The sequence below is a fragment of the Ruegeria sp. BA12 genome (assembly GCF_056539625.1).
This window is the reverse complement of sequence record NZ_JBQFVF010000004.1, coordinates 238,332-249,572: the sequence shown is the minus strand read 5'-3', so window position 1 is coordinate 249,572 and position 11,241 is coordinate 238,332. Positions and strand designations below refer to the sequence as shown.

Genomic DNA, 11,241 nt, shown 5'->3' with positions numbered 1-11,241 from the left:
GAAGCACCTTATCGTCATGTCCGTGATGGCATTCCTTAGCGCCTGCGCCACGCGACCGCCGGAGGGGACCCCGTCGAATGAGGTGTTCGATCCCTATGAGAACACCAACCGGGGCATTCACAAATTCAACTTGGGCGTTGACCGGTTTCTGTTCCGTCCGGCCTCGAAAGGCTATGTCAAGATCGTACCCGATCCGATGGTGACAAGCTTTAACCATTTCGCTGAAAACCTGACGATGCCCGGGCAGGCGCTGGACTACCTGTTGCAAGGCAATGTCAAACAATCCGGCAACGCTTTGCTGCGCTTTGTGGTCAATACCACTGTGGGCGGCTTGGGCCTGTCTGACCCCGCTGCCGAGTTGAACCTGCCGCCGGTGGATACCGATTTCGGCGAGACCCTGCATGTTTGGGGCGTTGGCGAGGGCGCTTATGTCGAGCTGCCTTTCTATGGCCCGTCAACCCAACGGGATGCGATTGGTGTTGTGGTCAATCTATTCTCGAATCCGATCAATTTCACACCGGTCCGTCCGGTGGACAATATCGGCGTATATGCCGAGGTCGTCCGCCGCATGGGTGATCGGGGCCGGTTCTCGGATACGGTGGATTCAATCCTGTATGAAAGCGCCGACAGCTATGCGCAGGCACAGACAATTTACATCCAAAACCGCCGCTTTGAACTGGCACGCGACGATGAGGACGCCTATCTGGGTTTGTATGATGACCCTTATGCAGATATCGGGACTGACCCAGTCAGGGACCCCTACCTAGACCCCTACGAGGACCCCTATGCCGAATAACCATCTGAACCGACGCGGTTTTATCGCCACTGGCCTGGCCAGTGCGATGCTGACCGCCCTGCCCGCCTTTGCCCAGACCGAAGCCAGCGCCAAGGCACTGGTTGTCAGTGTCGTGGACGATATCAACCGCGTGATCGCCTCGGGCAAATCCGAAAAGGCGATGATCCGCGATTTTGAAAAGATCTTCGTGCAATATGCAGATGTGCCGATCATGGCGCGCTATGTGCTGGGGGCAGATGGCCGCTCAGCAAGCCCCTCGCAGATCAAGCAATTCACCAAAGCGTTTCAGGGCTATATTTCCAACAAATATGGCCGCCGCTTCCGCGAGTTCATTGGTGGCCAAGTCACAGTTCGCAATGCCCGCAAAATCAAGGCGGGCTACGAGGTGCGCACCTCGGTCAAGTTGCAGGGGTCTTCCCCGTTTGAGGTGACATTCCTGGTGTCGGACAAATCGGGCCGCGACAAGTTCTTCAACATGTTCATCGAAGGGGTGAACATGCTGCTGACCGAACGGACCGAGGTCGGCGCCATGCTGGATGCGCGTGGGGGCGATCTGAACCGCCTGATCAAGGATATGAGCCGAAACAAGCTCAGCTGATCCGGTTCACAAATGAAAAAGCGCCGCGCGATTGGTTTCGCGCGGCGCTTTTTTGGTTTTAGTTCAGGCGTTCGCCAGTTTCCTTGGCGAAATAGGACACCTTGCTCATGTCAAAGGCCAGGTTCAACATCTTGCCCGCCTGCGCACTGGTTTCCGCGTGCAGCCGCGCAGTGACCTGTTTGCCGCCCAGTTCCGAGACCACATAAGTATCAGCCCCCGCCGGTTCGACCATGTCGACCATACAGGAGGCCTCTTGCACACCATCACCGGCTCGGAACCCGGCCTCGGCAATGTCTTCGGGGCGCAGGCCCAGAATCACATCCTCGGGCAGTGACAGATCGCGGGCATCGTTCAGAACCAGTGTCTCGCCCGTTTCACGTGCAATGGCGATCTGCGTGCCCGGGCCGGTCTTGGACGCTTGCGCCGGGATCAGGTTCATCGCCGGTGAGCCCATGAAATCAGCCACAAACAGGTTGGCCGGGTTGTTGTAGATTTCAGCCGGGCTGCCGATCTGCTGCACGATTCCACCTTTGAGAACCACGATCTTGGTCGCCAGCGTCATCGCCTCGATCTGGTCATGGGTCACGTAGACGATCGAGGCATCCAGCGTCTGATGCAGTTTCTTGATCTCGGTTCGCATCTCGACCCGCAGCTTCGCGTCAAGGTTCGACAGCGGCTCGTCAAACAGAAACAGTTTGGGATCGCGCACCAGTGCCCGGCCCATCGCCACCCGCTGACGCTGACCGCCTGACAATTGGCTGGGGCGGCGGTTCAGCAGCGGCTCGATCTGCAGCAATGAGGCAACCTCGTTCAGCTTGGCCTCCTGCGTCGCCTGATCGACCCCGCGTACCTTCATGCCAAAGGTGATGTTCTTGGCCACGGACATTGTCGGGTACAGGGCGTAGGACTGGAACACCATCGCGATGTCGCGATCCTTGGGGCTGACATGGGTCATGTCCTTGCCCCCGATGGACAGCGTGCCGCCGGTAATTTCCTCCAGCCCCGCAATACAGTTCAGCAGGGTGGACTTGCCGCAACCCGAGGGGCCGACCAACACCAGGAAATCACCCGGTTCGATCGAAATGTTGATGTCCTTCAGAACCTCGGTTGCGCCGTAATTCTTGTACAGATTGTTGATATCGAGGATGGGAGCCATGGGTTATCCCTTCACTGAGCCAGCGGTCAGACCGCGGATGAAATACTTACCGGCGACGACATAAACGAGCAGCGTCGGTAGCCCCGCGATGATCGCGGCGGCCATGTCGACGTTGTACTCTTTGACGCCGGTGGTGGAGTTTACGATGTTGTTGAGCGCCACGGTCACGGGCTGCGTTCCCGCCTGGCTGAACGACACGCCGAACAGGAAGTCGTTCCAGATCTGCGTGAACTGCCAGATCACGGTCACCACGATGATGGGCAGCGACAGCGGCAGGAAGATCGACCAGAATATCCGCAGGAATCCGGCCCCATCGACCCGTGCCGCCTTGGTCAGCTCGGCCGGAATGGTGACATAGTAATTGCGGAAAAACAGTGTGGTGAAACCGAGGCCATAGATCACGTGGACGAAGATCAGACCCGGAATGGTCCCGGCGATCCCCATCATGCCCAGCAGCCGCGCCATCGGCAGCAGCACAACCTGAAACGGGATGAAGCAACCAAACAGCATCAGCGAGAAGATGATATTAGCGCCTTTGAACCGCCATTGCGCCACGACATAGCCATTCAGCGCGCCCAGCAGGGTCGAAAGGGCCACCGCAGGCACCGCGATCAGGACCGAGTTCCAGAAGTAAGGCCGCAGCCCTTCACACTGGATACCGGTGCAAGCCCCGGACCACGCGGTTTTCCAGGCGTCAAAGCTGACCTCACGCGGCAGCGAGATCAGGCTGCCTGTGCGAATTTCCTCAAGGCTTTTAAGCGACGTGGTCAACATCACGAAAAGCGGCATCAGGTAATACAGCGCGAACAGGCCCAGCAGGACATACAGCAACCAGCGCAAGGCAATTTTGCCGGTTGCGCTTTGCGTGCGGGTTTGGGTTTGGGGCATCGACAGATCAGTCATTTTTAGCCCTCAGCTCTGAGTAAAGATAGGGAACCACGATGGCAAAGACGACCAGCATCATGATCATCGCGGAAGAGGCCGCCTGACCGATATCGCCGCGCGAAAACGCCATGGCATACATGTAGGTGGCTGGCAGATCGGTCGCGTAGCCCGGACCGCCACCCGTCAGGGCGATGACAAGGTCAAAGCTTTTGATCGCAAGGTGGGCCAGCACGATGAAGGCAGACAGGAAGATCGGGGCCATCGACGGGATGATGATCGCCGTATAGATGCGCCACGTGGGGATACCATCGACCTGCGCGGCCTTGATGATTTCGCCATCCACCGAACGCAGACCGGCGAGGAACAGCGCCATAACAAAGCCCGAGCTCTGCCAGATTGCGGCGATTACGATGGTGTAGATCGCGTAATCCGGGTTCACCAGCCAATCGAACTCGAAATTCGGGAAACCCCAGCCCTGCACCATGGATTCAATACCCAGACCCGGGTTCAGTATCCATTTCCACGCGGTACCGGTCACAATCATCGACAGTGCCATCGGGTACAGGTAAATTGTGCGGATGGCTCCTTCGACGCGGATCTTCTGATCCAGCAGGATGGCCAGCAGCAGACCCAGTACCATCGCGATCACGATGAACAGAGCACCGAAGATGTAAAGGTTGTTGATTGCCGTATCCCAGCGGGGTGAATCAAACAGGCGCTCATATTGGATGAACCCGTTGATCTCATATTTCGGCAGTAGTTTAGATCGTGTCAGCGACACCCATGCGGTCCATCCGATAAATCCGTAAACAAAGATCAATACGGCGATGAACGACGGTGCCAGCACCACCTTGGGCAGGTGGTTTTCCAGCCATTCGGACATTTTAGCCTCCGGGGAAAGATGCTCTGCCCCGCATTATAGGGGGCAGAGCGTATTGGATCAGTAGCTGTTCGCCACCGCGTCCGCCAGTTGCTGAACCGCGTCAGCCGAGGACATATCCGAGTTAAAATGCGCGGTCACAACGTCGGTGATCGCACCGGACTGCGACCCGCGCAGCGCCATGCCATGGGCATAGGACGGCAACAGCGACCCAGCGTCCGAGGTCGAGCCCATGTCTTCAGCCGACAGGTTGGCGCAGATGTCAAAATCATCCAGCGCGACGTCGGTGCGGGCAGGGATCGAGCCTTTGTTCAGATTGAACACCTTCTGGAAGTTCGGCGCCACGATCAGCTTGGCCAACAGGTCTTGACCGGCTTTCTTGTCATCTCCGTCCACGTCGAACATGGCAAAGCTGTCAACGTTGTACAGATAGCCGTCGCCGGGGGTCGAGGCGCACAGGAAATCTTCACCGGGCTTCTTGCCGGCCGCCAGGAACTCACCCTTGGCCCAGTCACCCATGATCTGGAAGGCTGCTTCGCCGTTCATGACCATCGCTGTTGCAAGGTTCCAGTCGCGGCCCGAGAAGTTCTCGTCGACATAGCCGCGCAGGGTACGCATCTGATCAAAGACCTGAACCATCGTGTCCGAGGTCAGCGCCTCGGGGTCCAGATCGACCAGCGCTTTCTGGAAGAACTCGGGCCCGCCAATACCCAGAACCACAGTTTCAAAGACGGTCGCGTCCTGCCATGACTGACCACCATGGGCCAGCGGGATCACACCGGCAGCCTGCAGCTTATCAGCAGCAGCGTTGAACTCGTCCCAGGTGGTCGGCATTTCGATGCCATTTGCGGCCAGAACATCAGCATTGGCCCAGATCCAGTCTACGCGATGTACGTTCACTGGTGCGGCGCACCATGTGCCCTCGCACTTCATGTGACCTGCGATGGATGCGGGCAGCACATCCGCCCAGCCTTCGGCGTCGGCCACGGATGAGATATCGGCCAGAACGCCCTCTTCGTACCATTCCTGAATTGCGGGGCCTTTCAGCTGAACTGCGGTCGGCGCGTTTCCGGCCAGCACCCGGGCACGCAACGCGGTCATGGCCGCGTCACCGCCACCACCTGCAACCGGCATATCGGTCCAGGTTCCGCCATTCGACGCGAACTCTTCCTGCAGTACGGCGACCGACTTGGCCTCACCACCCGACGTCCACCAATGCAGAACCTCGGCCTGCGGCTCGGCCAGAACCGACGACCCGGCCACAACGGCCAATGTCGAAACGGTGGCGAATGCAAAATGCTTCATTGTCTGTCTCCTCCCTAGAGAACTTAGTGACTGCTGATGCAGCGATGCCCGTTATTCTGAGACCAGTTCGTCATCTGGCAACGCTGAATCCGCGCCAAAGCCCGGAAACCACCCAAAAATTCACTGCTTTTGTTACAGCGTGTTACGTTGACATTGAATCTGTTTCCGTTCGTTACAATGGATGATGTCGGAGGAGCAGAAACTGGGAGGACAAACCGCGTGAGCATTCCGCGACTTTTGGTGGTGGATGACGACCCTGAAATGCGGTCGATGATGACCCAATTCCTGCATCAGAACGGGTTCGTCGCCCTGCCCGCCAGTTCCGAGGCTGAAATCCGCAACCATCTGACAGCGGGACGGATCGACCTGATCCTGCTGGATGTGATGCTTGGGGATGAGAACGGAGTCGAAATCTGCGCCCGCCTGCGGGCTGAACAGGATGTGCCGATCATTCTGGTTTCGGCCCTGTCAGCCGACCATCAGCGCATGGCGGGGTACGAGGTCGGGGCCGACGACTATATCGCCAAGCCTTTCAACCCGCAGCTGATGCTGGCGCGGGTTCGTGCGGTGATGCAACGCGCCCGGCGTACGCCGTCGCTGGCCTATCGCCGCCGCACACACCGCTTTCGGTTCAACGACTGGGCCTATGACGGCAAACGGGATGAGGTGCATTCACCGGAAGGCTACCTGGTTCCTCTGTCGCAACGGGAAACTGCGCTGCTCAAGGTTTTGCTGGCCAACCCGCATATCCCCCTGACCCGGGATGAAATCGCCGCTGCGCTGGACGTCACCGGCAGCGCCGACAAACCCGAGGCGCAGGGTCGCGCCATCGACATGCTGGTTGGTCGGTTGCGTTCGAAAATCGAGGTCAACCCGAAAGACCCGCAGATGCTGCGTACCGAACGCGGGGTCGGCTATGTCTTTGCGGCCGAAGTGTCGGTGGAAGAGGACGCATGACCACACACGCCCCGCGCCTGCGCAGCCTGGGCTGGATCTGGACAGGGGCCGCCTTTGCCTCGGGGCTACTCTCCGCCGGGCTGTGGTTTTCTTCGGCCCGCGCCTGGGACAACTTTCTAACCCGCGCCTATGTCGCAGGGTTTTCCGTCTATGAAGAGCTTCGGGTCAGCAAAATCCCCCCGCCGGGGATCACGATCACCCCCTTGTCCCCCGAAGCTGCGCAGTTGGCCGATGCCGGGCGGTTCGAGCAACTGCCCGGCCTGTCGGATCGCAGCTTTGTCACCAACCTGTCGATCCTGACCGACAACACCGCCCCCCTGGCCGGGCGCGAACTGACGCTGGCGGTGATGTCCGACCGGCTGGTTTATCCGGTGTCTGATCTTCTGTCCCGCGTTGACCAGACCGGGGCCGAGAAGATGGGCAATCTGACCCGCCTTCTGGCCACCTATTGCAGCGAGCCAATCCTGATCGCCCGGTTCGGACACAGGGGCTGGCAGCAGGTGGACGGCACCGATATCTGGGGTTGCAAGGCCGCCCCTGGCGACCTGCGCCTGCCCGCCATTCTGGCCGCCATTGTGGCTTTGGCGGTCATCCTGACATCGATCGGCAATGTCTCGGACAGTTTCACCCGGTTTTCCAACGCTCTGCGCGGCCGCAAACGCCGGGGCGGGCCGAGCAGCTATGATGCCGACGGCCCGGCGGAACTGCGCGACATCGTGTCAGCCGTGAACGACCATCTGGATGCAGAGCGCATGCAGCTTGAAAAACGCGCTACCGTTCTGTCCGGTGTCAGTCACGATCTTGGCACCCCCGCCACGCGTGTTCGCCTGCGCGCGGCCCTGATCGCCGATGACGAACTGCGCGAAAAGCTTGAGGCCGATGTGGATCAGATGACGGGCATGATCGAAAGCGTGCTGACTTACACACGCTCGGAACTCAGCGTTGAAGACCCCCGTCAGATTTCCCTGACCGCACTGGTCGAGTCTGTGGTCGCTGATTATCAGGACATGGACCTGCCGGTAACCCTGAAGAAAATCGCCCGGGTCGCAGTCGAAGGCGCGCCATCGGTCTTCATGTCCCGACGCGGGCATGGATCCTTGCCCGAGACACGGCGGATGCTGGTGATGGGGCGGCCAATTTCTCTGAAACGGGCGTTAACAAATCTGATCGACAACGCCCTGAAATACGGCCGCCATGCCGAGGTGCAGCTGGAAACCGACGCCCGCACCGCGACCATCACGGTCGAGGACAAGGGTGCCGATCTGTCCGTCACTGATATTGAAAACCTGATGGCACCGTTCCGGCGCGGATCGAACATCGGATCCTCAGACGGGTTCGGCCTGGGTCTGACCATCGTGGCCACAATTGCCGAACAGCATGGGGGCTCCCTCAGTTTTGAGGCCGGGGACCAGGGCTTGCGCGCGCGGCTGCAAATCACCCGGCAGTGATACCTCATGTCATATAGCTGCGCACCAACGCCCCAGCGATCAGAGACCATCCATCCGCAATAACAAAAAACGCCAGCTTGAATGGCAGCGATACCGTCGCAGGCGGCACCATCATCATTCCCATCGACATCAGCACCGCCGCCACAACCAGATCAATGATCAGAAATGGCAGGAAAATCAGAAAGCCGATCTGAAAGGCGCGTGCAATCTCGGACAGCATGAAGGACGGCATCAGGATCGACAGCGGCGCCTCGGGCGTCAGGGCGATAGCGTCACCGCCTGGTCGCAAGGCCGCCATCGCGTGAAACGTATCCGGGTCCAGCCGCGCGGCCATAAAGGCTCGGAAGGGCTGAATGGCAATCTGCAACGCGGGTTCAACCGCCATGGTTTCTTCGACCATCGGTCGAATACCGGTGGCCCAGGCCTCGGAAAATACAGGCTCCATGATGAAATAAGTCAGGAACATCGCCAGGCTGACGATCAGCATGTTCGGTGGCGATTGCTGCAATCCGATCCCTTGACGCAGAATGGCCAGAACGGTGATCAGAAACGGAAAACAGGTGACCATGATCGCCAGCCCGGGTGCCAGGCTGAGGATCGTGATCAAAAGGATCAGCTGGATGGTCCGCGCCGAGATCGACCCCCCCTCGCCCAATGACAGCGACAGCTCTTGCGCCGCAGCCAGAGACGGGGACAGTGTCGCCAGCGCAACAACCAACCAAAGCAGAGCCCGCATCAACCGATCCCGTTCTGCAAATCCGCAATCTCTGTCAGGCGCACAGCAAGCTGCCCGACCTGATCGCCCTCCATCTCTTCCAGCAGGCCGCGGGCGACCAGTTGGTCTCCGACATACAGGTCGACCGGGTCCTCGATCCGCTTGTCCAGCGTCAGCACGGCGTTCTCACCCATGTTCAGCAGGTCGCGGATCAGCGGGCGCGCACGCCCGACCGAAACCGTAACCTCAATCGGAACCGCCTCGAACGGATTGGCTTTTTCGGGTTTCGGAGTTTGGGGATCATTCATGGTTCACTGCCTCTTTTGCCTCAAATACATATGCGTCAAATGCCCCCGCGACCGCGGCGAGCAGACCGCTGCAATCCACCTCACGCTGGGTTGTACCGACCTGCAACCGGGCCTGTCCTGGCTCTAACGAGGGGTCTTCGATCACGCGAGTGGGTGAGGACAGTTCCTGCGGCAGCAGGGCCTCTACCCCAGCCGCGCGGCCCTTGGGCACGAAGATTTGCATCGGCTGGCCAATCTGTTCCCGCGCCATTTCGGTCAGCTGTTCGGCCAACCGGACAGCAAAACCGCGATCCAGCGTTTCGGGCAGGACAGTGTCCACCAGGCTTTGGAACATCGGGTCCAGCGACAATGTCATGCGGGTGACAGCCTCATGATAAGTAAAGGACATATCCTCCAACGATCTGGCCAGCCCGTCCGAGACCTGACCTCGGCTTTGTTCTTGCGCCTGAAGCGCGTCTTCCCAACCGGCGCTATAGCCTTGCTCGAACGCTGCCAGCCGCTGTTCCTCCAGCGCGTCCTCGTCCAGCAGGTGCAGCTTGCCACCCCCGGCTTGCAGCGTGAAATCCTCAAGAAGATGAGCAATCGACATCAGACACGCTCCTCACCTTCTTCAAGCCAGCTGCGCAGGATCTCGACGGTCTCTTCCTGTTTATCGCCGATCATAGCCCGCAACCGGTCGACCGGATCAGCGCCCGCCTGCGCGGCCAGCGCCGGGACGTCGCCAGCGGCAGTCTGGCCCGGCAGCGCGCTAAATTGTCCGTTTTCGTCAGTCGCTATCTCGCCGGTCAGAATGGCCTCGGGCTCAGGAGGTGCCCCGGCGGGCAGCAAGGCCGGGGCCATCGCCGGTTGAGTCAGGATGGGACGGATCACGAAGAGCCCAAGCACCAGCGAGACAATCGCCAACACTGCCATCTGGATCAGCGACATCGCGTCGAAATGAACCTTTTGCCAGATCGAGGCCGCTGCCAATGTGCCCTGCGGCTCTACCACCGGCAGGTCCAGCGATTTCAGGGTGATGACGTCCCCACGTTCGGCGTCGAACCCCACGGCCGAGGCCACAAGCTCCTTCAAGGCCTCCATCTCGGTTTCGGGCATCGGCTCAAATGTCTCGACTCCGGTCGCATCCACGGACCGTGTGCCGTTGACCAGAACCGCAACCGTCAGACGCTTGATCGCACCGGGGGCATTGTGGACTTCGAATTCGGTTTCCGAGACCTCGTAATTCACCCGTTCCCGCGTCTGCGTCGCGTTCGAATTCGATTCGTCCCCACCCGCGCCATCGCCATCCGGCAGGTTCGACGCCACGGTGACATCGGCGGATTGATTGCGGGCGCTGTCCGAGCGTTCCTCGACATCAGTGCTGATGGCAACGCGGCCATTGGGGTCAAAACGGCGTTCGCGGATGGTTTCGGTCTTGGTCACGGTGTCGACGCTGACCTCAACCACAGCATTGCCCGTGCCGACGCGCGCCTCGACCAATCGCATCACACGCTCGCGCAACTGGCGCGCCTTGTCATCTGCCGTATCCGCAGCGACTGCGGTCTCCTGCGCGCCGATCACCGCCCCGTTCGAATCGACCACGGTGACATTCTCAGGCGCCAGACCACTGACGGCAGACGCCACAAGAAACCGGATCGCCTTGGCCTGATCGGATGTGATCTGCGCCCCTGACGGCACCAGATAGACCGAGGCCGTCGGCGCCACGCTGCGCTGAAACGGGTTGTTCGATCCGTTGGCAATATGAACCCGTGCCTGGCTGACATGAGGGCTGCCAACGATGGTTCGGGCCAGCTCACCTTCTTTTGCGCGCCAATAGGCGGCATCGAACATCTGCGAGGTGGTGCCAAACCCGCTAAGTGAATCCAGCAGCTCATAGCCTTGATTGCCGTTGGCGGGCATCCCCTCGCTGGCGAGTGTCATGCGCAGCTCATCTCGCTGTGATCCGGGCACGTAGATCGAGCCGCCCCGAATCTCATAAGGCACCCCGCGCTGATCCAGCGAGCGGACGACATCCCCCGCCGCGCCACTTTCCAGCCCGGCATAAAGCAAGGTCATCGACGGCGCCGTGACCAGTCGCGACATCGCAAGAACCCCAAGAAAAACCAGCACTACTGCACCGGCGACGATGATTTGTTTACGCCTGTCCAAACTTGCCCAGACAGTTCCGATCTGCTGCACGATCACCTCCGACTC

The 11,241-nt window shown here is 59.8% G+C and carries 12 protein-coding genes; 4 read left to right on the top strand and 8 right to left on the bottom strand.

Features of this window, described 5'->3' with window-relative positions:
- The first annotated feature begins 16 nt into the window (after positions 1-16).
- Both ACR0B0_RS10710 and ACR0B0_RS10705 read left to right on the top strand, forming a co-directional pair.
- The gene (locus ACR0B0_RS10710; RefSeq protein ID WP_170349851.1) at positions 17-796 is read left to right on the top strand and encodes an MlaA family lipoprotein; all 780 of its coding nucleotides are present in this window, start codon (positions 17-19) and stop codon (positions 794-796) included.
- On the top strand, positions 786-1,394 hold the full coding sequence (locus ACR0B0_RS10705) for an MlaC/ttg2D family ABC transporter substrate-binding protein (protein WP_170349755.1): 609 nt from the start codon (positions 786-788) through the stop codon (positions 1,392-1,394). The genes ACR0B0_RS10710 and ACR0B0_RS10705 overlap by 11 nt, the downstream gene beginning before the upstream one ends.
- Positions 1,395-1,452: 58 nt before the next feature.
- Here the strand turns inward: ACR0B0_RS10705 and ACR0B0_RS10700 are convergent, their stop codons facing one another.
- From ACR0B0_RS10700 to ACR0B0_RS10685, 4 genes are read right to left on the bottom strand one after another with little or no spacing between them, the layout of a single operon-like run.
- Positions 1,453-2,550 carry an ABC transporter ATP-binding protein gene (locus ACR0B0_RS10700; protein WP_170349754.1) on the bottom strand — a complete coding sequence of 366 codons (1,098 nt, stop codon included), beginning with the start codon at positions 2,548-2,550 and terminating at the stop codon, positions 1,453-1,455.
- Between the two features lie 3 nt (positions 2,551-2,553).
- Positions 2,554-3,453 (bottom strand): carbohydrate ABC transporter permease, encoded by a 900-nt coding sequence (locus tag ACR0B0_RS10695; RefSeq protein ID WP_170349753.1) that lies wholly within the window; start codon positions 3,451-3,453, stop codon positions 2,554-2,556.
- Complete coding sequence (locus ACR0B0_RS10690; protein WP_170349752.1) at positions 3,446-4,318, bottom strand: carbohydrate ABC transporter permease; 873 nt, start codon at positions 4,316-4,318, stop codon at positions 3,446-3,448. Before ACR0B0_RS10690 ends, ACR0B0_RS10695 begins: the two co-directional genes overlap by 8 nt.
- 57 nt (positions 4,319-4,375) lie before the next feature.
- Positions 4,376-5,620 (bottom strand): ABC transporter substrate-binding protein, encoded by a 1,245-nt coding sequence (locus ACR0B0_RS10685; RefSeq protein WP_170349751.1) that lies wholly within the window; start codon positions 5,618-5,620, stop codon positions 4,376-4,378.
- Positions 5,621-5,839: 219 nt separating this feature from the next.
- Between ACR0B0_RS10685 and ACR0B0_RS10680 the strand changes: the two genes are divergently transcribed.
- Positions 5,840-6,577 carry a response regulator transcription factor gene (locus tag ACR0B0_RS10680; protein WP_170349750.1) on the top strand — a complete coding sequence of 246 codons (738 nt, stop codon included), beginning with the start codon at positions 5,840-5,842 and terminating at the stop codon, positions 6,575-6,577.
- A complete protein-coding gene (locus ACR0B0_RS10675) occupies positions 6,574-8,025 on the top strand; it encodes a sensor histidine kinase (RefSeq protein ID WP_480647723.1) in 1,452 nt (483 codons plus the stop codon). Before ACR0B0_RS10680 ends, ACR0B0_RS10675 begins: the two co-directional genes overlap by 4 nt.
- A gap of 4 nt (positions 8,026-8,029) precedes the next feature.
- On the opposite strand, the gene fliP is transcribed toward ACR0B0_RS10675, so the two are convergent.
- The 4 genes from fliP to fliF are packed head-to-tail and all read right to left on the bottom strand — an operon-like array spanning position 8,030 to position 11,226.
- A complete protein-coding gene (fliP, locus tag ACR0B0_RS10670) occupies positions 8,030-8,761 on the bottom strand; it encodes a flagellar type III secretion system pore protein FliP (protein WP_480647721.1) in 732 nt (243 codons plus the stop codon).
- Entirely contained in the window at positions 8,761-9,048 is a 288-nt protein-coding gene (locus tag ACR0B0_RS10665; protein ID WP_170549993.1) for a FliM/FliN family flagellar motor switch protein, read from the bottom strand. Before ACR0B0_RS10665 ends, fliP begins: the two co-directional genes overlap by 1 nt.
- On the bottom strand, positions 9,041-9,637 hold the full coding sequence (locus ACR0B0_RS10660; RefSeq protein ID WP_170349746.1) for a FliH/SctL family protein: 597 nt from the start codon (positions 9,635-9,637) through the stop codon (positions 9,041-9,043). The genes ACR0B0_RS10665 and ACR0B0_RS10660 overlap by 8 nt, the downstream gene beginning before the upstream one ends.
- The gene (gene fliF, locus ACR0B0_RS10655; RefSeq protein ID WP_480647719.1) at positions 9,637-11,226 is read right to left on the bottom strand and encodes a flagellar basal-body MS-ring/collar protein FliF; all 1,590 of its coding nucleotides are present in this window, start codon (positions 11,224-11,226) and stop codon (positions 9,637-9,639) included. The genes ACR0B0_RS10660 and fliF overlap by 1 nt, the downstream gene beginning before the upstream one ends.
- Positions 11,227-11,241: the final 15 nt, after the last annotated feature.

Bases quoted from the DNA above. Each gene is read 5' to 3' on its own strand.
- ACR0B0_RS10705 (WP_170349755.1), top strand. From the start codon at position 786: ATGCCGAATAACCATCTGAACCGACGCGGTTTTATCGCCACTGGCCTG.
- ACR0B0_RS10695 (WP_170349753.1), bottom strand. From the start codon at position 3,453: ATGACTGATCTGTCGATGCCCCAAACCCAAACCCGCACGCAAAGCGCA.
- ACR0B0_RS10675 (WP_480647723.1), top strand. From the start codon at position 6,574: ATGACCACACACGCCCCGCGCCTGCGCAGCCTGGGCTGGATCTGGACA.
- ACR0B0_RS10700 (WP_170349754.1), bottom strand. From the start codon at position 2,550: ATGGCTCCCATCCTCGATATCAACAATCTGTACAAGAATTACGGCGCA.
- fliP (WP_480647721.1), bottom strand. From the start codon at position 8,761: ATGCGGGCTCTGCTTTGGTTGGTTGTTGCGCTGGCGACACTGTCCCCG.
- ACR0B0_RS10710 (WP_170349851.1), top strand. From the start codon at position 17: ATGTCCGTGATGGCATTCCTTAGCGCCTGCGCCACGCGACCGCCGGAG.
- ACR0B0_RS10685 (WP_170349751.1), bottom strand. From the start codon at position 5,620: ATGAAGCATTTTGCATTCGCCACCGTTTCGACATTGGCCGTTGTGGCC.
- ACR0B0_RS10690 (WP_170349752.1), bottom strand. From the start codon at position 4,318: ATGTCCGAATGGCTGGAAAACCACCTGCCCAAGGTGGTGCTGGCACCG.
- ACR0B0_RS10665 (WP_170549993.1), bottom strand. From the start codon at position 9,048: ATGAATGATCCCCAAACTCCGAAACCCGAAAAAGCCAATCCGTTCGAG.
- ACR0B0_RS10660 (WP_170349746.1), bottom strand. From the start codon at position 9,637: ATGTCGATTGCTCATCTTCTTGAGGATTTCACGCTGCAAGCCGGGGGT.